This is a genomic window from Arthrobacter sp. NPDC090010, assembly GCF_044748305.1.
Classification (GTDB): domain Bacteria; phylum Actinomycetota; class Actinomycetes; order Actinomycetales; family Micrococcaceae; genus Arthrobacter_E.
In genome coordinates this window covers 38,479-65,270 of sequence record NZ_JBIVFT010000008.1, presented here as the reverse complement: position 1 = coordinate 65,270, position 26,792 = coordinate 38,479, and the positions used below count along the sequence as shown (strand labels likewise).

At 65.7% G+C, this 26,792-nt stretch carries 27 protein-coding genes and 1 tRNA gene; 12 read left to right on the top strand and 16 right to left on the bottom strand.

Annotated elements, in window-relative coordinates; translation table 11 throughout:
- Positions 1 to 131 precede the first annotated feature (131 nt).
- From ACIPXZ_RS12740 to ACIPXZ_RS12725, 4 genes are read left to right on the top strand one after another with little or no spacing between them, the layout of a single operon-like run.
- Positions 132 to 563 carry a pyrimidine dimer DNA glycosylase/endonuclease V gene (locus ACIPXZ_RS12740; RefSeq protein ID WP_400594749.1) on the top strand — a complete coding sequence of 144 codons (432 nt, stop codon included), beginning with the start codon at positions 132 to 134 and terminating at the stop codon, positions 561 to 563.
- Between the two features lie 53 nt (positions 564 to 616).
- Complete coding sequence (locus ACIPXZ_RS12735) at positions 617 to 1,201, top strand: TetR/AcrR family transcriptional regulator (RefSeq protein ID WP_400594747.1); 585 nt, start codon at positions 617 to 619, stop codon at positions 1,199 to 1,201.
- Positions 1,202 to 1,225: 24 nt separating this feature from the next.
- A complete protein-coding gene (locus ACIPXZ_RS12730) occupies positions 1,226 to 1,933 on the top strand; it encodes a type 1 glutamine amidotransferase domain-containing protein (protein ID WP_400594745.1) in 708 nt (235 codons plus the stop codon).
- Positions 1,930 to 3,168 carry an NADH:flavin oxidoreductase/NADH oxidase family protein gene (locus tag ACIPXZ_RS12725; protein ID WP_400594742.1) on the top strand — a complete coding sequence of 413 codons (1,239 nt, stop codon included), beginning with the start codon at positions 1,930 to 1,932 and terminating at the stop codon, positions 3,166 to 3,168. The genes ACIPXZ_RS12730 and ACIPXZ_RS12725 overlap by 4 nt, the downstream gene beginning before the upstream one ends.
- A 19-nt stretch (positions 3,169 to 3,187) precedes the next feature.
- Here the strand turns inward: ACIPXZ_RS12725 and ACIPXZ_RS12720 are convergent, their stop codons facing one another.
- Both ACIPXZ_RS12720 and ACIPXZ_RS12715 read right to left on the bottom strand, forming a co-directional pair.
- A complete protein-coding gene (locus tag ACIPXZ_RS12720) occupies positions 3,188 to 4,132 on the bottom strand; it encodes a MerR family transcriptional regulator (RefSeq protein ID WP_400594739.1) in 945 nt (314 codons plus the stop codon).
- A gap of 110 nt (positions 4,133 to 4,242) precedes the next feature.
- A complete protein-coding gene (locus ACIPXZ_RS12715) occupies positions 4,243 to 5,097 on the bottom strand; it encodes an alpha/beta fold hydrolase (RefSeq protein ID WP_400594736.1) in 855 nt (284 codons plus the stop codon).
- 53 nt (positions 5,098 to 5,150) lie between these two features.
- Here ACIPXZ_RS12715 and ACIPXZ_RS12710 point away from each other — a divergent pair, with 53 nt between their 5' ends.
- Together ACIPXZ_RS12710 and ACIPXZ_RS12705 are read left to right on the top strand one after the other, a co-directional pair.
- Entirely contained in the window at positions 5,151 to 5,561 is a 411-nt protein-coding gene (locus tag ACIPXZ_RS12710) for a MerR family transcriptional regulator (RefSeq protein WP_400594733.1), read from the top strand.
- Positions 5,562 to 5,570: 9 nt separating this feature from the next.
- Positions 5,571 to 6,140, top strand: coding sequence for a hypothetical protein (locus tag ACIPXZ_RS12705; protein WP_400594730.1), 570 nt, complete (start codon positions 5,571 to 5,573; stop codon positions 6,138 to 6,140).
- Between the two features lie 15 nt (positions 6,141 to 6,155).
- On the opposite strand, the gene ACIPXZ_RS12700 is transcribed toward ACIPXZ_RS12705, so the two are convergent.
- The 3 genes from ACIPXZ_RS12700 to ACIPXZ_RS12690 form a co-directional block, all read right to left on the bottom strand.
- Positions 6,156 to 6,569, bottom strand: a complete 414-nt coding sequence (locus ACIPXZ_RS12700) for a hypothetical protein (protein ID WP_400594728.1) — start codon at positions 6,567 to 6,569, stop codon at positions 6,156 to 6,158.
- An 88-nt stretch (positions 6,570 to 6,657) separates the two neighbouring features.
- On the bottom strand, positions 6,658 to 7,089 hold the full coding sequence (locus ACIPXZ_RS12695) for a MepB family protein (protein WP_400594725.1): 432 nt from the start codon (positions 7,087 to 7,089) through the stop codon (positions 6,658 to 6,660).
- 1,161 nt (positions 7,090 to 8,250) lie between these two features.
- Complete coding sequence (locus ACIPXZ_RS12690; protein ID WP_400594722.1) at positions 8,251 to 9,555, bottom strand: MFS transporter; 1,305 nt, start codon at positions 9,553 to 9,555, stop codon at positions 8,251 to 8,253.
- Between the two features lie 46 nt (positions 9,556 to 9,601).
- Between ACIPXZ_RS12690 and ACIPXZ_RS12685 the strand changes: the two genes are divergently transcribed.
- Complete coding sequence (locus ACIPXZ_RS12685; RefSeq protein ID WP_400594719.1) at positions 9,602 to 10,492, top strand: LysR family transcriptional regulator; 891 nt, start codon at positions 9,602 to 9,604, stop codon at positions 10,490 to 10,492.
- A 21-nt stretch (positions 10,493 to 10,513) separates the two neighbouring features.
- Here ACIPXZ_RS12685 and ACIPXZ_RS12680 read toward each other — a convergent pair whose 3' ends face one another.
- Positions 10,514 to 10,897, bottom strand: a complete 384-nt coding sequence (locus ACIPXZ_RS12680) for a hypothetical protein (protein ID WP_400594716.1) — start codon at positions 10,895 to 10,897, stop codon at positions 10,514 to 10,516.
- Positions 10,898 to 11,054: 157 nt separating this feature from the next.
- Here ACIPXZ_RS12680 and ACIPXZ_RS12675 point away from each other — a divergent pair, with 157 nt between their 5' ends.
- The gene (locus ACIPXZ_RS12675) at positions 11,055 to 11,645 is read left to right on the top strand and encodes a class I SAM-dependent methyltransferase (RefSeq protein WP_400594713.1); all 591 of its coding nucleotides are present in this window, start codon (positions 11,055 to 11,057) and stop codon (positions 11,643 to 11,645) included.
- Between the two features lie 16 nt (positions 11,646 to 11,661).
- Here the strand turns inward: ACIPXZ_RS12675 and ACIPXZ_RS12670 are convergent, their stop codons facing one another.
- The 3 genes from ACIPXZ_RS12670 to pdhA are packed head-to-tail and all read right to left on the bottom strand — an operon-like array spanning position 11,662 to position 15,246.
- The gene (locus ACIPXZ_RS12670) at positions 11,662 to 12,999 is read right to left on the bottom strand and encodes a dihydrolipoamide acetyltransferase family protein (RefSeq protein WP_400594710.1); all 1,338 of its coding nucleotides are present in this window, start codon (positions 12,997 to 12,999) and stop codon (positions 11,662 to 11,664) included.
- Entirely contained in the window at positions 12,999 to 14,051 is a 1,053-nt protein-coding gene (locus tag ACIPXZ_RS12665) for an alpha-ketoacid dehydrogenase subunit beta (protein ID WP_400594707.1), read from the bottom strand. Before ACIPXZ_RS12665 ends, ACIPXZ_RS12670 begins: the two co-directional genes overlap by 1 nt.
- 1 nt (position 14,052) lies before the next feature.
- Positions 14,053 to 15,246 carry a pyruvate dehydrogenase (acetyl-transferring) E1 component subunit alpha gene (gene pdhA / locus ACIPXZ_RS12660; RefSeq protein ID WP_400594704.1) on the bottom strand — a complete coding sequence of 398 codons (1,194 nt, stop codon included), beginning with the start codon at positions 15,244 to 15,246 and terminating at the stop codon, positions 14,053 to 14,055.
- A gap of 140 nt (positions 15,247 to 15,386) precedes the next feature.
- On the opposite strand from pdhA, the gene ACIPXZ_RS12655 reads away from it, so the two are divergent.
- Complete coding sequence (locus tag ACIPXZ_RS12655) at positions 15,387 to 15,839, top strand: Lrp/AsnC family transcriptional regulator (protein ID WP_400594702.1); 453 nt, start codon at positions 15,387 to 15,389, stop codon at positions 15,837 to 15,839.
- Between the two features lie 90 nt (positions 15,840 to 15,929).
- Here ACIPXZ_RS12655 and ACIPXZ_RS12650 read toward each other — a convergent pair whose 3' ends face one another.
- The 3 genes from ACIPXZ_RS12650 to ACIPXZ_RS12640 all read right to left on the bottom strand — a co-directional run bounded on the left by ACIPXZ_RS12650 (position 15,930) and on the right by ACIPXZ_RS12640 (position 19,501).
- A complete protein-coding gene (locus ACIPXZ_RS12650; RefSeq protein ID WP_400594699.1) occupies positions 15,930 to 18,506 on the bottom strand; it encodes an N-6 DNA methylase in 2,577 nt (858 codons plus the stop codon).
- A gap of 197 nt (positions 18,507 to 18,703) precedes the next feature.
- Positions 18,704 to 18,777, bottom strand: a tRNA-Pro gene (locus tag ACIPXZ_RS12645).
- A 127-nt stretch (positions 18,778 to 18,904) separates the two neighbouring features.
- Positions 18,905 to 19,501 carry a TetR/AcrR family transcriptional regulator gene (locus ACIPXZ_RS12640; RefSeq protein WP_400594696.1) on the bottom strand — a complete coding sequence of 199 codons (597 nt, stop codon included), beginning with the start codon at positions 19,499 to 19,501 and terminating at the stop codon, positions 18,905 to 18,907.
- A 105-nt stretch (positions 19,502 to 19,606) separates the two neighbouring features.
- On the opposite strand from ACIPXZ_RS12640, the gene ACIPXZ_RS12635 reads away from it, so the two are divergent.
- The 3 genes from ACIPXZ_RS12635 (at position 19,607) to ACIPXZ_RS12625 (ending at position 22,475) form a co-directional block, all read left to right on the top strand.
- Positions 19,607 to 20,758, top strand: a complete 1,152-nt coding sequence (locus ACIPXZ_RS12635; protein WP_400594693.1) for an ABC transporter permease — start codon at positions 19,607 to 19,609, stop codon at positions 20,756 to 20,758.
- A gap of 212 nt (positions 20,759 to 20,970) precedes the next feature.
- Positions 20,971 to 21,546: a DUF6318 family protein gene (locus ACIPXZ_RS12630; RefSeq protein WP_400595047.1), complete on the top strand. Its 576-nt coding sequence runs from the start codon at positions 20,971 to 20,973 to the stop codon at positions 21,544 to 21,546.
- A gap of 164 nt (positions 21,547 to 21,710) precedes the next feature.
- A complete protein-coding gene (locus tag ACIPXZ_RS12625) occupies positions 21,711 to 22,475 on the top strand; it encodes a hypothetical protein (protein ID WP_400594691.1) in 765 nt (254 codons plus the stop codon).
- Positions 22,476 to 22,655: 180 nt separating this feature from the next.
- Here ACIPXZ_RS12625 and der read toward each other — a convergent pair whose 3' ends face one another.
- From der to ACIPXZ_RS12605, 4 genes are read right to left on the bottom strand one after another with little or no spacing between them, the layout of a single operon-like run.
- Entirely contained in the window at positions 22,656 to 24,188 is a 1,533-nt protein-coding gene (gene der, locus ACIPXZ_RS12620; RefSeq protein WP_400594689.1) for a ribosome biogenesis GTPase Der, read from the bottom strand.
- An 8-nt stretch (positions 24,189 to 24,196) separates the two neighbouring features.
- On the bottom strand, positions 24,197 to 24,859 hold the full coding sequence (locus ACIPXZ_RS12615; protein ID WP_400595045.1) for a lysophospholipid acyltransferase family protein: 663 nt from the start codon (positions 24,857 to 24,859) through the stop codon (positions 24,197 to 24,199).
- Positions 24,860 to 24,887: 28 nt separating this feature from the next.
- Complete coding sequence (gene cmk, locus ACIPXZ_RS12610; protein ID WP_400594686.1) at positions 24,888 to 25,664, bottom strand: (d)CMP kinase; 777 nt, start codon at positions 25,662 to 25,664, stop codon at positions 24,888 to 24,890.
- A complete protein-coding gene (locus tag ACIPXZ_RS12605) occupies positions 25,661 to 26,791 on the bottom strand; it encodes a prephenate dehydrogenase (RefSeq protein WP_400594683.1) in 1,131 nt (376 codons plus the stop codon). The genes cmk and ACIPXZ_RS12605 overlap by 4 nt, the downstream gene beginning before the upstream one ends.
- Position 26,792: the final 1 nt, after the last annotated feature.

Here is a 26,792-nt window from a genome sequence, read left to right as displayed (position 1 = left end):
CGGGACAGCTGACTCGCGCCGTCCGTAGCGGACTCGCGGATCAGCAAGCCTGGCCCACCACTCGGGCACGGAGCATGGGAGGCTTGGACCATGCCCAAACCGCCGATTCGCCCCTCCCAGGGAAGCCCGTCATGAGGATCTGGTCGTTGCACCCGAGCCAGCTGGATCGCGCCGCTCTGGTGGCGTGCTGGCGGGAGACGCTCCTGGCGCAGGCGGTTCTCGCCGGGCGGACCAAGGGGTATCAGAACCATCCGCAGCTCGTGCGGTTCCGGGCCGAGCCCGAGCCGCTGGCCGCCGTCGGCGCGTATCTGAGCGGTCTGCATGACGACGCCGTGCGTCGCGGCTATCGCTTCGACGCCTCCCGCATCCTCATCCCCGGCTCGCTTCCGGAAAGGATCGCGGTGACGCAGGGCCAGCTGGACTACGAATGGCGCCATCTCGGCGCCAAGCTGGAGAAACGCAGTCCCGACGACGCCGCGCGGTGGCGGGCCTCGACGCCGGCTCCGCACTCGCTGTTCACGGTCGTGGACGGTCCGGTCGAGAGCTGGGAACGGATCAGCTGACCTTCTGGAATTCTTACACTTGCAATATGTTTTACATCTGTTAGAGTTTTTACATGAGTAAAGATCAGCGCATCAATCCCGCGGCGGCCCGATCGCGCGCCGCACTGCTGGACGCCGTCACCGAATTGCTCAGCCTGCGCCCTGCCTCGGAGATCTCCATCAAAGACGTGGTCGAGGCCGCCGGGATGAGTCGCCCGACCTTCTATCAGCACTTCACCGACCTGGGGACCTTGTTCGCGACCGCCGGCCTGACCCGCCTGGAAGGCGTCTTCGCGGGACTGGAATCCCGGCAGGAGCAAGGCACTGACCCGGAGGCTGAACTCACGGCACTGTTCGCCGAACTCGTCGGCCGGATGAGTGAACACGCCCACTTCTACGCCCGCGTGCAGGAAAGCGCGGGCGGCGCGGCATTCCACGCCGCCGTCGTGCGGACGGGATCCGACTGGCTGCGCCAGGAACCACAACTCCGCGGCTGGATTCCCCGCGACGAGGATGCCTGGGACTTCCTGGCGGCAGGCGTGGTGTGGATCATCACCCGCTACCTGGCCGAAAGCTGCCAGGTACCGGACACTCCGCGCCCTGAGGCGCTCCTGGCCCACACCCTCCTCGCCTTCACCGGGCGCTCTGCCGCGCACTGAACCCTTCAACCGCAGGGAGCAATCATGCCCAGCATTCTCTTCGTCGTCTCCGCAGCGGATCATTGGACCCTCGCCGACGGCACCTTCCACCCCACCGGCTATTGGGCCGAAGAACTCGCCGAGCCGCACCGGCTCTTCCGCGATGCGGGGTGGGAGATCACCGTCGCCACACCGGGCGGCGCGCCTCCGACCCTGGACCAGCTCAGCCTCGGCGCCGCCGGAGGCACCCCCTCCAAACGGAAGGCCGTGGCCGCCTATCTCGAGTCCATCCGGGACGAACTGGACCGTCCGCGCGTCCTCGCCGAGGTGGATGAGTCACTGTTCGACGTCGTCTTCTACCCCGGCGGGCACGGCCCCATGGAGGATCTCGCCGTCGACCCGGTGTCCGGTGCCCTGCTGACCCGCCGTCTCGCCTCCGGCAGACCGCTCGCGCTGCTCTGCCACGCTCCCGCCGCCGTGCTCGCTGCGACCACCGACGACGGCGGCAACGCCTTCGCGGGCTACCGGATGACCGGGCTGTCCAACCGGGAGGAGAAGCTGAACCGCTTCGCACGCAAGGCCCCCTGGTTCCTGGAAGACCGGCTGAAGGACGCCGGGATCGACTACTCCAAAGGCCTGCTCCCCCTCCTGCCCCACGTCGAGCGGGACCGGAATCTGTTCAGTGGGCAGAACCCCGCATCTGCCGGGCCGCTCGCCCGCCGCCTTCTCAACGACCTCAAGGACCTCTCATGACCTCCCCCTTGTTCGAACCGCTCCCCCTCGCCCACGGCGCACCCCTGCCGAACCGCCTCGCGAAGGCTGCCATGGAGGAACAGCTGGCCTGCGACGGGCAGCTTCCCGGCCCGCGGATGTTCCAGTTGTATGAAAGCTGGTCCCGCGGCGGCGTCGGGCTCATTCTCACGGGAAACGTGATGGTCGACGCGCGGGCGCTCACCAGCGCGGGAGGCATCGTCCTCGATGCGGAGACTCCGCTGGAGCCGTTCCGTCGGTGGGCCGACGCCGCCCATTCCGGTGGTGCTCGCCTCTGGATGCAGATCAACCACCCGGGGCGCCAGGTGCCCGCCGAGCTTCCCGGGGTGAAGCTGGCACCGTCCGCGGTCGGGCTGGATCTCGGCGCGCAGTCCAAGCGCTTCGCCACTCCGGAGGCGATGACGTCCGGACAGATCGAGGAGGCCATCGAGGCTTTCGTCACGACGGCGCGGCGCGCGGTGGAGGCGGGGTTCGACGGCGTGCAGATCCACGCCGCACACGGTTACCTTTTGTCTCAGTTCCTTTCGCCGCTGTCCAATCAGCGCGACGACGAGTGGGGCGGCGATCTGGAGGGTCGCAGCCGGGCGCTGCGCGAGGTGGTCCGCCGCACCCGTGCGGCACTGCCGGACGATGTGGCCGTGGCGGTGAAGCTGAACTCGGCAGACTTCCAGCGCGGCGGTTTCGATGTGGACGACGCCGCTCAGGTGGTCCGCATGCTCGGCCACCTCGGCGTCGACCTGGTGGAACTCTCCGGAGGCAGCTACGAGAGCCCGGCCATGCAGGGCCGGGCTCGCGACGGGCGGACGCTTCAACGGGAGGCGTACTTCCTCGGATTCGCCGAGCAGATCGCCGCGGTGGCTCCCATGCCGCTCATGCTCACCGGTGGCGTGACCCGCAAGGAGACGGCGGAGAAGGTGCTGGCCGCCGGAGTCGACGTGGTCGGGATCGGCACCGCCCTGTCCTTGGTCCCCGATCTGCCCGCCCGCTGGCAGGACGCCTCTCCCGAGGCGACCCCGTCGCTGCGGCTCGGGACCTTCAAGGACAAGGCCATCGCCTCGGCGGCCCGGCAGGCCCAGGTCAGGTATCAGCTGCGCCGCCTCGCCAAAGGCCGGAATCCGCGGCCGGCCGCCTCGCCGCTGAGCATCCTGCTCAAGGACCAGTTGCTCAACCGGGCGAACCGGCGGCGCTACAGCGCCTGGCTGGCACGCCGTGGCTGATCAACCAGGCGAGAGCTGATCAACCGAGCGGGTTGGCCCGGAGCCAGTCCAGGACCTGCTGGGCGTGCGTGTTGGGCGGGAAGATCGGGTAGAAGACGTGCTCGATCCGCCCGCCCCGAAGGACGAGGGTGAGCCGCGAGTAGAGACGCTCCTGACCTTCCGCCGCGAAGCTCGGCAGCCGTAGCGCATCCCCGAGCACGAAGTCCGGATCCGAGAGCATCGTGAACGGCAGGCGCAAGCGGGCCACGACCTCCGCCTGGTACCCCGTGTCCTGGCTGGAGAGACCGAAGACCCGGTCCGCCCCGGCGGCCCTCAGCTCGGCGAAGTGGTCCCGGAAATCGCAGGCCTCGGTGGAACATCCGCGAGCGCCCGGGATGGCGTCCCAGCCGTCCGGCAGGTCGACGCCGGGCCGGCCGGTGAGCGGGTAGAGGTAGACGATGGTGCGGCCGGGCCCGAACCCGCCGAAGGCGACCCGCTCGCCGTCGCTGGCGCTGAGCGTCAGTTCCGGGACGGCGAGGCCGGGCAGGTGGGCTGCCGCGCCGTCGTCGTCCGGGATGGGAAGACCTGCGGGCAGAGTGGTGAAGTCGCTCATGGTGCTCTCCTGGGAAAAGGTCCGGCCGGCGCCCTCATCGAGGCGCCGGATCAGTTCGGTACGGCGGGCAGTCAGGGTGGCGATCATGCGGTCGAGTTCGGCTATGCCGTCCCGGTAGACCGCCAAGGAGGTCACGCAGTCGTCGCCGTGTTCATGTCCGGCGTGCAAACAGTCGACGAACGGCCGGGCCTTGCCGGGCCCGATGCCGCTGGCCGCCAGTTCGCGGATCTCCGTGACGATCCGGACATGGTGCTCCTGGTACTCGCGGTAGCCGTTCGCGCCGCGTTCCGGGCGAAGCAGTCCCAGCGTCTCGTAGTAGCGGATGGCCTTGGGCGTCACCGCGGTGCGCCGGGCCAGTTCTGCGATCCTCATCGCTCACCTCCGCCTCGACCTTAAACCTTGCCCCTGGGGGCAAGGTCAAGTTCCGGCCCGAGTATCCGTCTTCGTCGCGCTCCCTCGCAGCGCCCCGTCCACGAGACGTCCTATCCCGGAGCAGCAAGCCACGTGCGGATCGCAGTGATCACCCCGGAGGGGCATTCGACGGGCGCCAGATGACCGATGCCAGCCAGCTCCACGACTTCTGCCGGCCCAGGAAGGCGGGCCTGGAGTTCGTAGGCTTGCGCACATGGGATCCACGGGTCCGCCGAGCCCCAGCCGATACGCGTCCGGCAACGGACCTCTCCCAACCGCGCGACGATCGGGCGGGTATCGGCAGTCTCGAGCGCAGCGATCTGCCGATAGAAGGCGGCCTGTCCGGCGCCATCCAACCAGGGCCGGGCGAGCACGTCGATGTCGCGGGCCGACAGAAGCCCTCGGCTCGAACCCGCGATGTACTCCTTGAGCAGCGCCGCATGGAGTGCAGGAGGAAGCTGAGCGAACACCTCCGTGTTGTCGGAGACCAGGCGGAAGAAGGGGGAACCCCAAGGGTCGAGAGTGACGACATCCCAGAGGAACAGATCCGCATAATCGATCCCGTGCATCAGATGCGCCCGGAGGGCGACCGCTCCTCCGACGTCGTGGGCGACGAGGTGGGGCCGCACCAGTCCCCAGCCGTGGACGAGCTGAGCCAGCCGTCTTCCTTGCGAAGCCAGATCCACACTGACACGCGCGGATTTCTCCGAGGCGCCATAGCCGGGCATGTCCCAGAGGAACACCCGGAAGTCCTGGCTCAGATCGTGTGCCGCCGTCCACCAGATCTGCGAGGACCACGGCGTTCCGTGGCACAGCACGACCTCGCCTGCCGCGGGGCCATCCGGTTCCAGCACCCAGGTGGCGATCTCCGCCCCGTCGACCGTGACGAGGGACGGCTCCGGCGGCGAATTCCGTTGTGTCATCATGAGGACACGCTAAAATCTCAGGTCGACCTGAGGTCAAGTGGAGAGGAGACGCGATGAAGATCGGTGAGGCCGCGCGGTCTCTGGGAGTGGAGATCCATGTGCTCCGGCACTGGAACGACGCGGGCGTGGTCATCCCCCACCGTGCCGCATCGGGGCACCGGGAATACACCGAGGAACATCTCCGGCGCGCTCAGGTCGTGCAGGCGTGTCAGGGTGTGGGCATGAGCCTGTCCGAAATACGCCTGGTGCTGACACGCGACGAGGCGGGCCGTACCGAAGTCATCGAAGACAGGCTGCGCCGGATCCGGGCACAGCGTTCCCAGCTCGCCGTCGCGGAGCGCTTCCTCGAACACGTCATCCGGTGCACCCACGATCTGCTCACCCGCTGTGAGGCTTGTTCAGACTATGCAACGCAGGCGGCCCGACGGCGAGGCGCCGGCCCGGACAACGCAGCCGGCGGCTAGATTCACCTCATGGAACATAGCCCGGCCGATTCTCCGCCGCTGAGTTCCCGCACGCGTCGGGAGGCGGTGATCTTCGACGTCGACGGGACGCTGTGCGATGTCCGGAGCATCCGGCACCTGGTCGCGGGCGTGGCGGGAGCGACGAGCGCGGGCGTGGCGACTGCGGGTACGATGCCGGGCGGAGGGGTGCGCTTCAAGGCCAACTTCGATGCCTTTCACGGTGCCTCGATCGATTGCCCGCCGCACCCGCGCGTCGTCGAGGTGTTGCAGGAGGCCCAGGCGGAGGGACGCGTGGTGCTCGTGGTGACGGGACGGTCCGAGAAGTGGTCGTTCGTCACGACACTCTGGATGCAGGAGCACGGCATCTCCTTCGACGAGCTGATGATGCGCCCGTCCGGGGATTTCCGGCCCGATTCCGTGGTGAAGAGCGAGATCGCCCAGCGGATCCTGGCCCGCTACCGCCCCGTCCTGGCGCTCGATGACCGGGACGACATCATCGCGGTGTGGCACGCAGCGGGGATCCCCACCCGCAAGGTGACGCTCGACGGCGAGGTGCTCGCCGTCGTCGTGCCCGGATAGCCGTTCCGCGCGAGGTCAGCGGAACAGCTCCTCGTAGCGAGCCAGGGGAACGATCCCCGCTGCGGCTTCGGCAAGCTGCTTGTCCCCGGCCACCAGGACGTCGGCCTGCAGGCTCGCCACGGCAAGGTACTCGGCGGGCCCGACGTCGTCCCAGCCGAGCGTCCCGGCGATCCTCCAGGCGGTGGCGCGCGAGACCCGGTCGCCGAGAAGCCTGACCTTGAGCGTCGCGAGCCCGGCGAGCTGGGCGCGGGCGGCCCTGTCATCGAGGAGGCCGTGACGGGATTCCCGGTAGAGCGCCGCCAACACCTGACTGCGGAGGACGGCCGGGGCGACGAGCCGCACCCTGTCCCCCAGTGTCGGATCCTCGCGGATGATGCGGAGGGCGGTGACGGCGTCGATGGCGAAGCGGGTGGTTCCTGCGGCGGTCATGATGCCAGTACACCTGCCCGAGGACGAACGGTCCAGGACGTGGTTCCTGCGGCAATGACGTCTCGCGGTGCGGGGCGCCCGACCGGGCTCAGTACTCCTCGAATGCGGGCGCCTGGGCCCGCTGAGTCGCCGCGGCCTGAACGTTCAGCTCCGAGCACCAGCCCGGGTACACGCGGAAGCCTCGCTTGCCGGGGCGTTTCCCCGAGGTGATGCCGAGCCGGGCAAGATGCGCACCGGTGAACCGGAACACGCCCCGTCGGCCCTCCTGTTCCACGAAGACGCACAAACCCGCGGCAGGGTCATCCTCGCCGAAAGGCATGGTGGTTCCGGCCGGATCCCGCTGCCAGAAGGCGACGAAAGCGCCCGGCTTCGTCGGAGTGGTCCGTGCGGTCCGGATGTGCCACGGCTCGCCGCCGATCCGGGCGATGCCGGATTCGTAGTCCCCGTTCTGCGTCTCCGGGGTCACCAGAACAGGCATTCCCACCTCGGCCGCATAAGTCTCAAACGCATCGAACCCCACGCTGCCAGGCTATCCCAGCACCGACGACGGCAAGGAACAGCGCCCCTGAGGTCGCGCGGCCCAGGTCAAAGGCAGCGGAGACCCGAGCGCACTAGGTCATAGTGCGCTACTTCGCTCTCCTCATCGCTTCTCGACGTGCACTCAAGGAGAAGTCTCCCCGTAGGGTGTACCTTCGCTCTTCAGCCAGGCCTGTCGGAGAACTTGGCTCTATTCGATGCTCGCTCTCATAGCTAAGGACTCCAAGCTCCCGCAGCTGTCTGAGGCCTCGCTCCGCGGTCTTCTCAGAAATCCCGTACCAGTTTGGTACCCGGCCGCACGGAAGCTTGAAGCCGTCCTCCAATGACATGCCGATGAGTAGCATCGCCTTGCCTGGAAGGCCCAGTCGATCGGCATATCCACTGGTCCAGTAGGTGTACGGCATAGAGAACCACACTCCGTCACCCACGTTCCTTGGCCTGAAGTAAGCATCGCCCGAACTGTCTTCCCGCAAGAGAACAAGTCTCGGAGTTCCTACATCACCCAACACGTCCAAGAGACGAAGCCTTGCAAGCCGCTGGGCAGCTCTGGAGAACCGGGCTCGTGCTGAGTCGGGAGACGCGTATTGATTGAACCCGAGCGCAAGGGCCCAAGTCGAGTTCGGATATCGACATTCCCACGGAGAAGCGCTCGCCACTGCGTGAATCAGAAGATAGGCATCGAGAGCAGCTACATCGCGGTTGGACACCAGACGGCTCAGCGGGCCGCCACGTGATATGTCTCGCCTGCGTAGCGCGCTCTGAACAAATTCACTGCGTATGGGGACGCCGTTCCTGCCCGATCTCTCCAGCATCGTCTGGAGCATCCGTTCCCTCGTTGGACGTCCTGTTACTGCCTCGGCAAGCCGGATCGTCTCTTGATCAACTGACATATGTCCAGGATCGCCTTTTGGGACCCACGACGTCGAGCAAGGCCCCTACGCGAACGGACGCTTGAGTCCGGACAGTGTTATTGCTGTTATTAGACTGTCACTGCTTTTATGGCTGAGAAGCCAATGAGGTTTCGGTTGGGCCGCGCCAGGTTCAAACTGAATCAGCAACGCCCAGGGGTCGAGCGTCCTCCGCTATTTGGCCATATCTCAGAGGACTCTCTTCCACTGCTTCTTGGGACACCGACAAGCTAGATTCACCAGCCCGGTGAATGATGCGTTTCCGTCTGGTCTCGCAGGCTCAGCGTGTTCAGCACCACGACGATCATGAGCGCGCCAGCGATGCCGAGGGTCATTCCGAGCCAGCCTGCGCCGTCGAACGCCACCCCCAGCAGCCAGCCCAGCAGGGACGAGCCCAGATAGTAGGCGATGTTGTACAGGGCGCTGGCCTGGCCGCGGAATCCGGCGCCCGCACGGGCGCCGACCGTGGCGACGGCCGCGGCGTGCGCCATGAAATTCCCGCCAGTGAAGAGCAGCAGGCCCAGGATGATCGGCATCAGGCCGTTGATCGCCAGGACGCCGAGGCCTGCGAACATCGCGATCACGCCGAACAGGCTGGTTCTGGCGAAGCCCCAGCGCATGAGCCACTTGCCGGCCAGACGGGAGGAGACCGTGCCGGCGAAGTACGCGAGGAACACCAGGGAGGCGAGCGCCGCTGGGATCGCGAACGGCGCCGCCTCAAGCCGGAAGGTCAGGAAGTTGAAGACCGCCACGAAGCTGCCCGTGACGAGAAAGGCCTGCATGTAGAGCACCAGCAGGGAGCGCGAGGTCAACGCCTGGCGGATGCGCCCGGACGGCCGCTCGGCACGATCCGTTCTCGGCCGGGCGCCCCGCTCCTGCGGCGCCAGGACGAGGAACACCACGGCCGCAGCGAGGCTCACCAGCCCGACTCCGAGCAGGGCGCTGCGCCAGCCGAGCCAGGCGCCGAGCGGCCCCGCCACGAGTCGCCCCAAGGCTCCGCCCACCGTGGTGCCGGAGATGTACACGGTGGCCGCGACTGCGGCTCTGGCTCCTGAAAGCTGTTCGTAGACGTAAGCGACCGCGAGCACCGGCACTCCGCCGACCACCAGTCCGGTCAGGAAGCGAATGCCGAGCAGCATCTCCATGCCCGGAGCCGCGGCCGTCGCCAGCCCGAGCACCACGGTTCCGGTCACGGCGATCTGCATGCAGCGCAGCCGTCCGATCCGGTCCGCGACGGCGGCCCACAGGAGGACGCCGACGGCGAGTCCGGTGGTGGCCGCGGAAACACTGAGGGCCGCCGTCGATGCACTGAGCGAAAGCTCCCGGGCCAGCCCGGGCAGGACGCCTTGAATCGCATAGAGCTGCGCGAAGCTGGCGACGCCGGCAGCCAGCAGAGCGGCCATCATGCGTCGGTACCGGCGCTGCTCCGCGACGTCGTCCGCTGCCTCGGGTGAACCCGAACCGTAGGGCAGCTTGCGAGGGCGCTGCTCTACGGTGGGAAGTTCGGCGGTATGAGTACTCACCTTTTCGACGGTACTCACGCGATGAGGTTATGACTAATGCTATTTATCTCTAGAATCATTCACTATGGATATGAATCCTCGGATGATCCGGGAGGTGCTTCCGCATCTTCCTCTTCTGGCGGAGCTCGCACGGACCGGTTCCGTAACCGCCGCGGCCGATGAACTCGGCATTCCTCAGCCGTCCGCCAGTCGTTCCCTGGCAAGGCTGGCCGCGCTCGTCGGAGTCCCCCTGATGCACCGCGTGGGCCGTGGTGTTCAGCTGAGCGAAGCCGGTGCGTCTTTGGCCGCGGCGGCAGCCAAGGCCCTGGCAGGCCTGGAAGACGCAGTGGCAGCAGCACGGGTCCAGGGGCAGGCCGACGACGCCGTCATCACGGTGGCCTATCAGAATGTTCTCGGCGAGATCCACGTGCCCCGGGCGATCGCTCGTTTCCGGACTCGCCGTCCCAAGGTGAAGTTCAATCTCATGCACGGTTCACGGGCAGCGTGCATCCGGATGGTCCGGGCCGGTGATGTCGATCTGGCGGTGATCGCTGACCCGCCCCATGTCGAGGACCTCAGGACCACCGAGTTGTTCACCGAGCCGCTCGTGGCGACCATGAGCCCGCAGCATCCGCTCGCCCACGCGGGCCGTGCCGTGACCGTTGACGATCTCAGGACCCAGGATCTGATCGTGCTGAGGCGTGGTTACGGCCTGCACGATTCGATGCAGAGGATCCTCGGCACCCGGGGCGAGATTCCTCATGCGGTGTTCGAGGTGGACGACACACGGGATGCCCGCGGGCTTGCCGCGGCAGGGCTGGGGATCACCGTGTTGCCCGCGAACCGTGGCGGTGGAGGCCTCGACGTCGCCGAGGTGCCCATCGACCATCCCGCAGCCAAGAGGATCATCGGGGTGGTCGCCCCTACCGCCGGCAATGCGCTCGTCGAGGAGTTCGTAAGCGTGTTCCGTGGCTGACGCTGGGGGGCAGTTGCCGAGTCACGCCGGTCGCCCCCGATTCTCCTTCGAGAATCCGAGCATCATCGCACCGAGAACCAGCAGGACCGGGCTGAAGATCAGCCCCAGCGCACAGAGAAGCTGCGACCCCGCAAAGGACTTGCCGAATGCTTCGGTGTCTCCTCCGCCGCCGGCGAGAAAGACGAGAATCAGGAAGCACTGGCCTGCCAGCGACGCCACACCGCCGAGGATTCCCACGATGAGGCCGGTGAGACCCCACCCTTTGAGGAGTATGCGGCGCTCACGTTCGATCCGCGCTTCCAGTTCCGCAAGTTCCAGCTCCGCAGGCGTCGGTTCATCGTCGCGCTCGGCGCTCTCGTCCGTAGCGCCTGCGGCCATCGGATTCTCGTGATTTTCGGCTGTCATGGCCACGACCCTATGGACCTCAGAGTGCAGTCGGCCAGACCATATCGCCCTGCTGTGGACAGCGTTTCCACAGCGGCCTGCGGAAGCCTCGACTCGGCCCCGTCCGGCGGGTAGTTTGCAGCTTATGGCGTGGTGGAGTGAGCGAATAGTCCCTCGGTTGATCGACAAGTCCTTGAGCAATCCCGCGCTCAGCTCATATCGTTCGACCGTCTGCTCAGGACTGTATGGCCAGGTGGTCGAACTGGGTTTCGGCAGCGGACTCAACATCGGGCACTACCCACCCGCTGTCGAACGAGTGGCGGCCATCGAACCGTCGGACACGGCCTGGGAACTGTCAGCAGGACGAAGGGACTCCTCACCGGTTCCCATTGAGCGTCAGGGCCGGGACGCTCAATCGCTTCCGTGCGGCGACGGGAGCGTTGACGCCATCCTCTCGACCTTCACGCTCTGCACCATTCCGGACCCCGTGGCTGCCCTCCGGGAAGTGCGCCGCGTGCTCCGTCGCGGTGGGACCTTCGCATTCCTGGAACACGGCCGTTCCCCCGACCGTGCCGTCGCGGGTTGGCAGAAGGTCATCGGGCCGCTCAATACCCGCTTTGCAGGAGGATGCCACCTCGGCCGACAGATTGATCGCCTGATCGCGGACGCCGGTTTGACCCTTGTGACGGGCGACGCCGGCTACCTCGACGTCAGCGCGCCGAAGTCCCAGCGTTACGGCTTCGTCGGAACTGCCCGGAAGGACGGATGACGCGACGACGCAGGGATCAGAGGTCTGCCAGCACGCTCCCCGGGTGCTCGACCGCGTCGGCGACGTAGCGCAGGAAGCCTCCCGCGGTGCCGCCGTCGCAGACCCGGTGATCGAAGACCAGCGTCAGCTCCACCACCTTGCGCACCGCGAGTTCCCCGTCGACCGCCCACGGCCGGTCCACGATCCGCCCGACCCCGAGCATCGCCACTTCAGGGTGATTGATAATCGCGGCACTGCCGTCCACACCGAACACCCCATAGTTGTTGAGCGTGAAGGTGCTCCCGGAAAGCTCCGCCGGACTCGCCTTGCCATCGCGGGCGACCGCGCTCAGTCTCTTCAATTCGGCATCCAGGCCGCGCGCACTGAGAGCCTGGGCACCGCGGATGTTCGGCACCACCAGGCCGCGGTCGGTCTGCGCGGCGAAACCGAGGTTCACGCCGTCGAAGGAGACGATCTCCTGCCCACCGTCGGCCGCGGTGTCCACGCGGGTGTTGAGCTCGGGGAACTTGGCCAGCCCGGCCAGGACGAAACGGGCGATGAACGCCAGCAGGCTCGGTGCGTTCTCCGGATCGCGCCGCTTGAGGTCGGCGCGGAGAGTCACGAGCTCCGTGGCATCCACGTCCACCCAGACGGTAGCCTCCGGAATCTCGCTCCGGCTGCGGCTCATCGCCTGCGCGACCGCACGACGGACCCCGCGCATCGGCGTGCGGGACGCGACCGGAAGACCGTTGAGCGCGTCGCGCTCCCCGGCCGCAGCGGCGGGAACCGCAGCAGCAGGAACCGCGGCGGCCGCCGTCGTCGTTCCGCTGCCGGCGCCTTCGACGTCGCGCCGGAGGATCAATCCCTCCGGCCCCGAACCGCTCAGCGTGTGCAACTCGACCCCGAGATCCTTGGCGAGCTTGCGCACCAGGGGCGAGACGACGCGGACGGCCTCCGTGCGCTGCGCCGGGGGTGCAGCCTGCTCCCCCTCGGCACGCGGTGCACTCCGACGACGGCGCGTGCGTCCGCCGTCGTCGTTCCCGGAGGTGCCGTAGCCGATCAGAACGTTCCCGGAACCGGCGCGCTCCTCGGTGCGGTAGTCGGAAGCGGTCTCCACGGCGGGCGCGGAAGCGGCCCCGCCTTCGTCGATGCTGATGAGCGGCTTGCCGACGTCGAGCGTCTCACCCTCGGCACCGTGCAGCACGGCGACGGTCCCGGCGTATGGCGACGGCACCTCCACGACGGCTTTGGCGGTCTCCACTTCGGCGACGGGCTGGTCGATGGCGACGGCGTCGCCCACGGCGACCAGCCAGCGGACCAATTCAGCTTCGGTCAGGCCCTCCCCCAGATCGGGGAGCAGGAATTCGCGGCTCATCAATCCTCCCACTGCAGCTCGTCGAGGGTGTCGAGGATGCGGTCCACCCCGGGCAGGTACCAGTGCTCGAACTTCGGCGCCGGGAATGGGATGTCGAAGCCGGCCACACGGCGGACGGGCGCGGCGAGCGAATGGAAGCAGCGTTCCTGGATGCGGGCGGTGATCTCCGAGGCGACGGAGGCGAAGCCCTGCGCTTCCGCGACCACCACCACGCGGCCGGTCTTGCGCACGGAGGCGCACACGGTCTCGTCGTCGAAGGGCACGATGGTGCGGATATCGACCACCTCAACGCTCCGCCCCTCGGCGGCGGCAGCCTCGGCAGCGGCGAGGGCGGGCGGCACGGCGGGACCGTAGGCCACGATCGTCGCGTCGGTTCCGGGACGGACCACGGCCGCCCGGCCCTCGGCATTCGCGCCCTTGCTTTCGAAGTCGAGCCGCAGCGTTTCCAGGTCGACGGGTTCCTTGGACCAGTAAAGCTTCTTGGGCTCCATGAAGACCACGGGGTCGTCGCTCGCAATGGCTTCGCGCAGCAGGCGGTAGGCGTCCGCGACGGTGGCCGGTGTGAAGACCTTCAGCCCCGGGGTGTGCGCGTAGTAGGCCTCCGAGGAATCACAGTGATGCTCGACGCCGCCGATCCCACCCGCGTACGGCACGCGGATGACCATCGGCAGCGTGACGCGGCCGCGGGTGCGGTTGTGCATCTTGGCGACGTGGCTGGCGATCTGCTCGAAGGCCGGGTAGGCGAAGGCGTCGAACTGCATCTCGACCACGGGCCGCAGGCCGTTCATGGCCATGCCGAGCGCCATGCCGACGATCCCGGATTCCGCGAGCGGGGTGTCGAAGCAGCGCTGCTCGCCGAACTCTTTCTGGAGGCCGTCGGTGATGCGGAAGACGCCTCCCAGCGTCGCCACGTCCTCGCCGAAGACGACGACGCCGGGGTCGGCACGCATCGCGTCGGCCATAGCGGTGGTGAGGGCCTTGGCGAAGGTCACGGCTTCGGGGCCGGCGTTCGCGGCGGCGCGGGCCGCGGCCGCTTCTGCGACGGTGGTCATCTCAGTGCTCCTCACGGGTTTCGGCAGTGACAGTGGATGCACCGGCGGCGTCGCGCGCGAGTTCGTCCGCTAGGACGGTGGCCTGCTCGCGCAGTTGCGGGGTGGGTTCGGTGAAGACGTAACGGAAGAGATCCTGCGGGTCGATGTCCGGCTCCTCGCTCAGGCCGGCGCGGAGCTGTTGCGCCACCTGCTCGGCGTCGCTCGCGAAGGCGGCCTCGACGTCGTCGTTCAGCTGTCCGGCGGCACGCAGATAGTGGCGCATGCGGTTCAGCGGGTCCTTGGCCGCCCAGGCTTCCACTTCTTCCTGGTTGCGGTAGCGGGTGGCGTCGTCTGCGTTGGTATGGGCCTGCATGCGGTAGGTGTTGGCCTCAACCAGGAGAGGGCCTGAGCCGGAGCGGGCCAGGGCGACGGCGCGGTCCAGGACGGCGAGGAGGGCGACGAGGTCGTTGCCGTCCACCCGCTCCCCCGCCATCCCGTAGCCCACGGCCTTGTGCGCGAGCGACGGCGCCGCGGTCTGGTGCGCGAGCGGGACGGAGATGGCGTACTGGTTGTTCTGTACGAAGAACACGACCGGCAGGTGGAAGACGGCGGCGAAGTTGAGGGCCTCGTGGAAGTCTCCCTCGCTGGTGGCCCCGTCACCGCACATGGCGAGGACGACAGTATCCTCGCCGCGCAGCTTGGCGGCGTGTGCGACGCCGACGCCGTGCAGGAGCTGTGTGGTGAGCGGAGTGCTCTGAATGCCGACGTGGTGGGCGTGCGGGTCGTAGCCGCCGTGCCAGTCGCCGCGGAAGATGGTCATGGTCTCCACGGGGTCGACGCCGCGGGTCATGACGGCGACGGCGTCGCGGTAGGTGGGGAACATCCAGTCTTGGGAGTCGAGGCACAATGCCGCCGCGACCTGGCAGGCCTCCTGGCCGTGGCTGGACGGGTAGACGGCGAGGCGGCCCTGGCGGACGAGGGCGGAGTTCTGGTCGTTGACGCGGCGTCCGATGACGAGGCGGCGGTAGGCGTCGAGGAGCTCTTCGTCGGAAGGGACGGGGTACTGGTGGCCGGGGCTGGAGCCGCGACGGTCCTCGGGGAGCATAGTGCCGTCCTCGGCGAGGATCTGGATCTGGCCGTGGACCGGAAGCATGTAGTCCTCGAGGCTGATCCCGAAGGTGGTGACGGCGTCTTGCGCCTCCGCGGGAATGGTCATGATGCCTCCTTGCAGCATGGTCCTGACGGGCTGATCTGTTGGGATCAGTATGGTCGCGGAGGACGTTTCGTATCCACGGATCGGGGAAATCCTGGAATTGTGGATTCAGAACCGAGTATCTTGTAGACGAAACGGTCAATATGAGCTGGATCACAGGAGGCCCCGTGGACGATGTGGACCGCGCCATCCTGGCGCTGCTGACCGAGGACGCACGCCAGTCGGTGACGACGATCGCGGAGAAGGTGCACGTGTCCCGCGCGCACGCCTACAACCGGATCGCCAAGTTGCAGGAACAGGGCATCATCACGGGGTTCACCACGAAGGTGGATCCGCTGAAGGCAGGGCTCCGGGCGAGTGCCTACGTGACGCTGAAGGTGCGGCAGCACTCCTGGCGGGAGCTGCGCGCCAAGGTCAGCGACATCCCCGAGGTCCACCACGTGGCGCTGGTGGGTGGGGACTTCGACGTGATCCTGCTGGTGCGTGCCGTTGACAACGCGGACCTGAGGCGAGTGGTATTCGACCAGTTGCAGAACATGCCCGAGGTGCTGGATACGCAGACGTTTTTGGTGTTTGAGGACGTTGAGGTGCGGTGATGGGCGGCACTAAACTACCACCCATCACCTTGCAATCTCCACCGGAGGTCAAACACAAAGCGTTCGGCCCAGGCTAGATCGTCACCGGGATCAATTATCGGTCCCAAGCTCGGAGACAGGGATGAACCCTAGAGTCCTCATATTTGAGACCGCAAAATCTATGCTCTCCTTGGACTTAATGTACCGGACTCCAAAATCTACGAGCCGCACAACTGTCGACCAATCGTCCGGGATCGGTAGGAGCAGGTCTCGAACATGTTCAGGCTCTAGATGCTGTTGCACGGCACCGTACTCGTTACGCAGAATTTGATGCTTGGCATTCTCCGACATCAAAAAACCGATAACATAGGCGCGTAACGTCGGCGAAGAAATGCGCACTCTAACCATGTCATCCGAGACAATCGCACCATCAAGAGAACTCGTGACGTACGCGAGTCTGCCAATCACTCCCGAACGGGTCAACAGAATGTCACCCTCATGAACCGTGCAAATTCCAAAGTCACGCTTCTGTTTAGCACTTGTCTTAGAAAGATCTATCCACTTAACAGAATCGCGCTTCTCCTGAAGCAAGGCCGACGGCGTAAAATATGGGATGATGTCGGAAGAGTCGGACTCACTGCCAGCCTGGACATTCTCAGTCTTAAGCCTGGGGCCTTTGAAAATCCTTATATCTTTCTCAACCTGCCCGAGCGTCGATGCAGACCAGCCCTCAATGTCAGAATATGCGAGAACGTCAGACAATGCATCATTAAGGTGAGGCAGGTGAAACTGGGGGTTCAAGTTGACAGCGTCACCTAGATCCGATCGACGTGCAGAAAACCGATACGTCGAGGGGATGAGCCGCCCGGCACGGAACGCGCGCAAGTCATGAGCGATCTCCGACAGATCATGATCAATATCCGCTGTCAACGCACCGTCGTCATTAGTGCGAAAAATCGGCATCCCTTCACTGTCCTGACCAGCCTTCTGCGAAATGGCCATGAAAATCTCATAATCGTCGGGCGGCACTTCGCCCAGTTCCAGCTTGCGAATAAAGAGCACGCAGGTTCTTACGCCAGTATCCGGTTGAAAAGAATCCTTGTGTAATGTCACGACCGCTTCGACCACAGCCTCGGAAAGGATGATCATCCTCGCGGAGAGGTAAGCATTTGTGTCGAGGACGCTCTTTGGTAAAACAATTCCAAGACGACCGCCAGGCTTAAGCCAATCGAGGGAACGTTCAAGAAAAAGAACCTCGGGAGCCTGACGCTCAAGTAGAGCACCGCCGATACCAACTGACTCTACCGAGCCGGTCAGCTTACGCGCTGTTCGGAATTGAGAGAGTATGGCCGGGTCGGTAACCTGGCCATCACTTCGCCCAGCAAACGGTGGATTGGTCAGTATTACGTCAGGCATATGGCGCGCACAGCGCGCCTTGAGCCAATCGTCAAGCTCATCATAACGCCCGAGAGAATTCCCTCGCGTCATACCTGAATGGCCATCGCCGTTTAGGAGCATGGCGGTTTTAGCAAGCTTAACGAGACGAGGGGAAATCTCCGATAGATACATAGACGATTTCGCAATGCCCAACATTCGCCCACGAGGGGGCGTATCCGGTTTAGTCTCGGCCAGAACTTGCCGACGGACATGCCGAAAAGCGCTAGTGACAAAACCGCCAGAACCTCCGGCTGGGTCCAGGACAATCTCGCCGACCTTTGGATCGACAAGTTCAACGATCATATTGACAATGAGTCGATTCGTGAAGAACTGGCCGCGTTGCCGTTTCAAATTTGCGTGGGTATACTGTTCATAGGCAGCTCCCATGATATCCCAGTCGTCTGCATCGTCTACATTGGCATCAAGCGACCAAGGTTGTAACACCGCGACAACTTCAATGATGGAGTCGTTTGATACCTCGATCTTCTCGTCCCTGTCGAAGACCGTCGGGAATTGGTCTGCAAACCTGCGAAATAGCTGACGAATTCTTTCTCCCGCGACAGTTCTGCCGGCCGGGGTCTCATATTCTTCTGCAGTGACGTAGAATTGAGGAAGTTCGCCAGGCTCACTCTCATCTTGGATTTTGGCGAGCAAGATTCTCACCATGTCCATCGTCAGATCGTAGTCGGAATTCTCCATTCCGCGCCCATACAGCTTATTGTTGCAAGTTCGAAACAGACGTCTCACATCGTACGGACGTTCAAGCTCCCGCTTGCGGCGCCGCCCAACCGAATTCCACTCTTCCTGAGCGCGGGGGAGTTCGGGCACCTGCTCGAGAGAATTTGAAGTATGACTACGTCGATAAATGACGGTATCATCCCCGTTGCTCCATATTCCGCCGGCGGCAGAAGTATTGAAAATATAGGACGTCAGTTGAGCGTAACCGGACTTTTCGTCTGGGCGTTTGCATTCAACGACGAACTTGATGTTCCCTTGATCTCTCTTACTTGCTGCAACAGAGGAATTGTAGACCACAATATCGGCTCGGATTGGACGACCGAATGCATCTTCCAGCTCGGCGTGGCCCCGCTGGATCGGAACCTCTCTTCGAATTACGTTCCGCGAATATCCATAGTCATTCATGAGAACCGCGATGAACTCCTGGCGAACTTCCTCTTCTGGTGTCGCGTTCAGAATTGTTCCATCGAGAAGGCAGACAAACTGGTTGTCTTCGTTGCGTCTAGGTTCCACCATTCGATTGTCCGATCTATAGTGATTCTACGTAGGGCTAAAGAACAGAATTTGGACCGTCATTGAGCTTCTTGTTAGAAGCGATCTGCCGCCGGTTTAGGCACCCTTTTTTGAATCAGGTACAGTCTTGACCTCGCACGTATGAAACCAGAATGCCAGGCGATCGTATGAAAATGATCGCCTGGCATTCAAAGCGGTCGGGCTGACAGGATTTGAACCTGCGACCCCCTGACCCCCAGTCAGGTGCGCTACCAAGCTGCGCTACAGCCCGCCTTGCCTGACCGTTATCGCTGTTCGCGGCCGTTCAAGCAACGGGTTCTACCCTATACGAAAACCGGGTCAGATGCGAAATCCTCTCCGCCCCTGCGACCCCTCGCGCCGCGCATTACCAGCACCCCTCACAGCCCCTCAACCAGCGCCGCCACAGCCTCCCGATACCGCTTCCGACCAGCGTCGTCGAGGAACACGCTCTGCACCATGTACCCCTGCACCATCCCCAGCACGGCGGGCGCCACGCGCCGCCCCTCGGCCAGCGCTTCCTGCTCCCCCAGCCCCCTGGACTGCCGGAACCAGGCCGCGAAATACTCCGAGAAATGCGAGGTGACCTCGCCGATCAGCTTCTCCGCCGTCTCGGCGAGCGCCTGCGAGTGAATCGCCTCCCCCCACACCTGCACGGCGACACCGGGGAAGAAGGCATCGTCCGGCATATGGTCAAGGAACGCGGGCACCACGGTCGCCGGCGACGGCACATCATCCTGCGCCAGGAAACGGTCCAGCACAGCGACCTTCTCGCTCAGCACCCGCCGCCCCATGTCCACCGTCAGCTGCTCCTTGCCGCGGTAATACACATACACGGCCCCGGCGGACAGCCCCGCCTCCGCGATGATGTCCGCCATCGACGTCGAGGCGAACCCCTTGCGAGCCACACACGTCAGCGCGGCGTCCAGGATCCGCTGCCGCTGCTTCTCGCGATGCTCGTCGCTGACCTTCGGCATGCCCACTCCTCCATCGGTTCACCGAAAACGAATGATCGTTCTTGACAGTCTAGCGCTCAGGTGGACAATAGAGAACGAATATTCTTTTTTGTTGAAGGAAGTCCCATGACCACCACACCCCCGAATCACCGGGAAACCTCGTCGGCCACGAGCGCGCCCCACACCCCCTGGGCGCACGCTCTGCGCACCGCGGTCCTCGCCGCCGTCGCCGTCTGCCTGATCCTCCTCGCCTTCGCCTGGCCCAGCGTCACGGCCAAGCCGCAGCACCTGCCGATCGCCGTCGTCGGCAGCGCCGAACAGGTCCAGCAGCTCACCGCCAAGGCGCCGGAGGGCATGCTCGACATCCGCACGGTCGCCAGTCGCGACGACGCCGTCAGTCAGATCAAGAACCGCGACGTCTACGGTGCCGTCGTCCTGCCGTCCGGCGGTACACCTGCCGCGCCGGAGATCCTGGTCGCGAGCGCGGCCAGCCCCGTCGCGAGCGCCGCGCTGACGCAGCTCGGCACCGGCATCCAGCAGCAGATCGACCAGCAGGCCATCGCCGGACTCACCTCCGCCGTCGAGAAGATGCAGTCAAGCCTCGCCGCTGCGGCGCAGGGCAAAATCACTCCCCCGACAACGGCGGGCAGCCAGGCAACTAGCACCCCGCAGAAACCCACTGCTGTTCCCACGGTGAAGGTGACGGATGTCGTACCGCTCTCCGCCGACGACGCGCGGGGCACCGGACTCGCGGTCGCAGGCCTGCCGCTCGCCATGGGCGGCATGGTGGGCGGCGTGCTCATCTCGCTGCTCGTCTCCGGTGCGTGGCGGCGTCTCGCCGCAGTGCTGGGGTACGGCGTGATCGGCGGACTGGGACTGGTCGGCATTCTGCAGGGCTGGTTCCACGTCCTGCAGGGCGAGTACTGGGTCAACGCCGCAGCTGTGGGGCTGGGATTGACCGCGACGGCGGCGATCATCGCCGGACTGTCCTCGCTGATCGGCCGGGCGGGCATCGCCGTGGGTGCAGTCATCACGATGTTCATCGGCAATCCGCTGTCCTCCCTGACGCAGCCCAAGGAATTCCTGCCCGCACCGTGGGGCGACGTCGGCCAGTGGTTCGTTCCGGGCGCATCCGGGACGCTGTTGCGCGACCTGTCCTACTTCCCCGACGCGAGCATGGTGTTCCACTGGCTCGTGCTCGCCGGGTGGGCAGTTCTGGGCGTGATACTGATCGCCACAGGTCACTTCCGGAATCAGGGAGCCGTCGCGGAGGCGTAGATCCGGGAAGGAGGGGCGAGGCGTTGATGCGCCTCGCCCCTCCTTGCGTTAAAGCCATTGCCTCCGTCTACCTCTCGTAGCCTGTGGATAACTTCTGTCATTTGTTGGTCATTTGACGTAGAGTTGTGCTTGTCCATCTCTCCACTTGATCGGGGTTCTTCGTGAAGCGTGCCGTGTCCTCGTGTGTGTTCGCCGTGGTGCTAGGGCTTGGCATGGCGGCTTGCGATGCGGGAACCACGACTCCGAGCCCATCCCCTGCGGTGACGGCTACTGCCTCCACGTCCGCCACGCCAAGCCCCCGTCCGACACCATCCGCCGGCTACAAGCCCGCCACCGCGACGAGCAAGGCCCAGAACGTCCCCATTCCGGTGCTGCCTGAAGCCGCGAAGAAGAAGACGCCCGAGGGTGCGAAGGCGTTCGTGGGGTACTGGACCACTGCCCTTTCCTATGCCTATGAGACTGGCGACACGAGATATGCCGCCCCTCTTGGGACAAGTGGCTGCCAGCTATGTCAATCGCTGCTGCATGCTTTGGAAGAAAAATGGGACGACGGGGGATGGATTGAAGGCGGGAAAATTACCGCAGGCCCCTCTGAAATTCGAGCTCGACTCGCGAACGAGCGAGTCGGACTAGTCGCCCAGTTCAATCAGGCCAGCTTCAAGACTCACAGAGCGAACGGATCGATTTCGGAGAGTCAGGGTATCGATACGTTGGCGCTCGGCATAAGCCTTGAGTTTGCCGGGGGTAGCTGGAGAATTAGAGACGCTAAGCTTTGGACCGCGAGGTGAAGCGCATTCGGACCTCACTCATGCCGATCGCGGCGCTCTTCCTGGCATTCGCAATACCGACGTCAGCGGTTGCCGAAGGGCAAGACAGCGACACAAGCGCGAGCCTTCGCGGAAATGCAGCGGAAGTGGGTAGCGCCGACGGATTCGATGAGACAACCATTGACTTGAACTCCGTCCACACCTCCCCCGAAGCCCCTAAGTACCAGTGGCTTCTCGCCCTCCCCTGCCAGATCGACAAGGCGGGCACACAGGACTCGAAGTGCCTCAGCTCCAACCGCAACGCGCAGCAATGCCCCGCGGACGCCGACCACGACGAAGCCGGGTACCTCGCCCAGTACCGTTACGCACCGATCGGACTGTCGGACCCTGAATGGTCCCAATGGGCCAATGACGGCTCCCCCACCTGCGTCTACAACCCGCAAGAAGCCCGCGCGCTCCTGAACATCCCGGGCCTCGTCGCCAGGGAATTCCAGTCACGCAAACTCACCCCAGCCCGGTTCGGCGTCGAACCGCAGCCGCACACCCTGATCGGCTTCAACACCAACTTCTACGCCCACCCGGCCACACAGAACTTCACGCTCACCCTGCTCGGCCAGCGGATCGCCCTCACCGTCTACCCGGTCTCCTCCACCTACGACTACGGCGACGGAACCACACTCGGTCCCACCAGCCTCGAAGGCTCCTCGCTCCCGAAAGCCCAATGGGGCACGGAGACCCGCACCTCACACGCTTACCAACGCACCGGCGACTACACCGCCGTCGTCACCACCCGCTTCCACGGCAGCTACAGCATCAACGGCGGCCCCACCATGCCGATCCCGGGCGAAGCCACCGTCACCAGCCCCGGCATCAGGATCTCCGTCTGGCGCACCAAGGTCGACTGGTACGCCGACAACTGTCTCGAGAACCCCTCTGGCGCCGGCTGCTGAACCCGGACCGCGCATTTCGATGCCCAGAATTCCTTCCGGCGCGGCAATATCCGCACCGAAACGAAATCAGGGCACCGAAACGACCCCGACCCCAAGCCCAGCCGCCCCCAACTCCCCCACCACGACAAAACGGCGCGGGCCCCGAAAGGGACCCGCGCCGTCGTACGTCAGAGAAAAGGGCTACTTCCCCCGCCCGCGACGCTCACGCACGCGCATCGACACGTCGATCGGCGTCCCGCGGAAGTCGAACGTCTCACGCAGGCGACGCGTGATGAAGCGGCGGTACCCGGGATCCAGGAACCCGGTGGTGAACAGCACGAACCGCGGCGGGCGGCTGCTCGCCTGGGTCGCGAACAGGATGCGCGGCTGCTTGCCACCACGCACGGGGTGCGGGTGCGCGGCCACGAGCTCGCCCAGGAACGCATTCAGCTTGCCGGTCGGGATACGGCGGTCCCAGTTCTCCAGCGCCAGATCCAGCGCCGGCACCAGCTTGTCCTTGTGCCAGCCGGTCCGGGCGGAGATGTTGACGCGCGGCGCCCACTCCACATGCGCCAGATCCTGCTCGATCTCACGCTCCAGGTAACGGCGGCGGTCCTCATCCAGCAGGTCCCACTTGTTGAACGCCAGCACCATGGCGCGGCCGGACTCGATGGCCAGCTGGATGATCCGCACATCCTGCTCCGACAGCGTCTCGTCCACAGCGAGCAGAATCACGGCCACCTCGGACCGCTCCAGCGCCGCCTGCGTGCGCAGCGAGGCGTAGTACTCGGAACCGTGCGCCATGTGCTGGCGACGCCGGATACCCGCAGTATCGATGAACTTCCAGGTCTCCCCGCCCAGCTCGATGAACTCATCCACCGGGTCACGAGTGGTCCCGGCCAGCTCGTTGACCACCACGCGCTCGGCGCCGGCCAGCTTGTTCAGCAGGGACGACTTGCCCACGTTCGGACGCCCGATCAGCGCGATGCGGCGCGGACCGCCGGAGCGTTCCACCCCGTCCACCGCGGAAAACTCGGGCAGCACGGTCATGGCCTTGTCCAGCAGATCCGCGACGCCGCGGCCGTGCACTGCCGACACCGGGTACGGCTCACCGAAGCCCAGACCCCACAGGGAAGCCGCCTCGGCCTCCTGCACGAAGTCGTCCACCTTGTTGGCCACCAGGATCACCGGCTTCTTGGCCTTGCGGAGCATCTTCATGACCAGCTCATCCGTCGCGGTCGCGCCCACGGTGGTGTCCACCACGAACAGCACGGCATCGGAGAATTCCACGGCCACCTCGGCCTGCGCGGCCACGGAGGCGTGGATGCCCTTGGCATCGTGCTCCCAGCCACCGGTGTCCACCAAGGTGAAACGCTTGCCGTTCCACTCCGCCGGGTACATGACACGGTCACGGGTCACACCCGGAACGTCCTCCACCACGGCCTCGCGGCGACCCAGGATGCGGTTGACCAGCGTGGACTTGCCCACGTTCGGGCGGCCGATGATCGCAAGCACGGGAGCGGGCTTCCGCTCCACCTGCTCGAACTCCTCACCGTGGTACTCGCCCAGCAGCGCGGCGTCGTCCTCATCCAGCTCATATTCGTCCAGTCCGGCGCGCAGGCTCGCGGCGCGCGCCTCCTGCTCAGACTCGTCCATGGCGGCGAACGTCTCGTCCACGGTGTCCGGACCGGAGGGGATGTACTCCTCGTCCTGTCCGTTCATCTTCTCGCTCATGTTCTCCCTCAGTTCACCGGCCCGGTTACGGCCGCATCCACGCTGCCGTCCGGCAGCTCAAGTCCACTTCTACGCACGACCCCGGCGACTTCCGCCACCAGCGCCTGCCTGATCTCCTCGGCCGTCCTGTCCATTGAAGCACGGCCGCTTTCACCCGCCCGGCGCACTGCCCGCAGCGGTTTCCCGAAGCTCACCGCGAACTCGCGGCGAGGCTTCGGCACATGGTTCACATGCTCACCGGCACGTCTGGTTCCGGTGATGCCCACGGGAACGACGACGGCGTCCGTGTGCAGTGCCAGCCAGGCCACCCCGTTGTTCAGACTCGACGCCGTCCCACTCCCGCGGGTGCCTTCCGGCAGGATCCCGACGTTACGGCCCGCATCCAGCAGGGCCTTCGCCGTGTCCAGCGCCGTCCTGCCGTGCGTGCGGTCCACCGGGATCTGCCCCGAGGCTCGCAGCACCCCGCCGAGGAAGCCGGAGAACATCTCCTGCTTCACCAGGATGTGCATCGGGACGGGACTCGCCCCGAACATCACCGGCCCGTCCAGATAGCTCAGATGATTCCCGGCGAACAGCACCGGCACATCCCGCGGGACGTTCGCCGTGCCGGACACCCGGGTCCGGTACGCGACGTGATCCAGGAACCAGCCCACCGGCCGCGCCCACCACATCGTGGCCGGATGCGGGAGGCGCAGCTGTTCAGACACCACGATCCTGCACCACGCCACCATCCTGTGCGCCGCCGTCCAGAGCCTCGTGCTCCAGCACCCGGTGCACGATGTCCAGCACGGCGTCCACCGTCTGACGGAAGTCCAGATCGCTCGAATCCAGGGTCACGACGCCGTCGGCCGCCCGGGTGAAGTTCACCACGGTGGAGTCCTTGGCATCTCGCTCCAGGACCTGCTGAGCCAGCTGCTCCTTGCTCTGCGTCCCGCCCAGCTGCACGCCGCGGCGGCGCAGACGCGCCTCCTCACTGGCGGTGAGCAGGAGCCGGACCTCGGCCCGGGGCGCCACCACGGTGGTGATGTCCCGGCCCTCCACGACCATGCGGCCGCGGTGCGACTCGATCTGCTCGCGCTGGCGGCGGATCAGCTCGGTACGGGCGCCGAGCGTGGTCGCCACCGCCGAAACGTTCTCCGAGATGCGCGGATCACGGATGGCGGCCGTGACGTCGACGCCGTCCACCCGCACGAACTCCTCATCGGGGCTGGTGCTCTGCTCCAAAGGCAGCGCCTCCGCAGCGTTCTCCACCGCCGAAGCGTCCGTCAGGTCGATGCCTCGGTCCAGGCAGTACCAGGTCAGCGCCCGGTACATCGCGCCGGTGTCCAGGTACGCCAGACGCAGGGCACGCGCCGCGGCCTTGCTGACACTGGACTTGCCGGAACCGCTGGGGCCGTCCACGGCCACCACCAGGGACCGCCCGGGGCGGAGCGTCGTCGCCTGGGCGGCTTCCGTCGTCGTGGTCCCGTCACTCATTGCAACACCTTCCAGCCGCGCTTGCTCAGTTCTTCCACCAGGGCGTCGTGCTTGCTCGGCAGCACCGAGATCTCCACCATGCCCACGTTCTGCCCGGACGAGTGGTCCAGACGCATGTCCTCCAGGTTCACGCCGATCTCACCGATCTCGGTGAGCAGCTGCGCGATCTGTCCCGGCCGGTCATCCACGAGCACCGTCAGCCACGAATAGCTGCGGGCCTGGCCGCCGTGCTTGCCCGGGATACGGGCCTGCCCGGCGTTGCCCTCGCTCATCAGCTGAGCCAGGTCCAGACGGGCACCCGGTGCCTCCGGCGCTTCCAGGGTGTTGATCAGCCGGTTCAGATCCTCGCGGACCCCGTGCAGGATCTCCACCATGGGACCCGCGTTGGCACCCAGGATCTGCACCCAGAGCTTCGGGTCACTCGCCGCGATGCGCGTGGTGTCCCGCAGACCGTTGCCCGCCAGGGACAGGGAATGCTCCCCCACCTCCTGCAAGCGGCTGGCCAGCAGCGACGACATGACCTGCGGCAGGTGCGACACCAGCGCCACGGCCTCGTCGTGCTCCTCCGGCGTGAACTCGTACACCGTGGCCGCCAGATCCAAGGCCAGGGTCCGTGCCATCTCCCGGGCCTCCGGAGAGGTCTCCGGACCGGCGCACAGCACCCACGGCATGGAGGTGAATAGCTCACCGCGTGCCGCCACAGGCCCGGACTTCTCCCGGCCCGCCATGGGGTGCGTGCCGATGTAGCGGGACAGCTCCTCAGCCGAGGCCTGCTCGGTCACGGACGCCAGGATCCCCGACTTCACACTCGCAATGTCGGTCACCACGGCATGCGGGTAGCGGCGCAGCGCCTCAGCCACGACGACGGCGGTCACATCGGGAGGCGAGGCGACGACGACGAGGCGCACCGCGCCGTCGTCGTACCCTTTGGCCGTCAGCTCAGCGAGCGGCAGGCCGGCGCCGATGTCCACGGCCACGGCCTGGTTGGTGGGCGACGGGTCGGAGAGGAAGACCTCCACGTTCCGGCCGCGCAGCCCCAGGCCGATGCTGGCACCGAGCAGACCGGTGCCGATGATCACGACGGGACCGGTCAGCTGACCAGGCCCGTGCATGCCGAAGGCGGACATG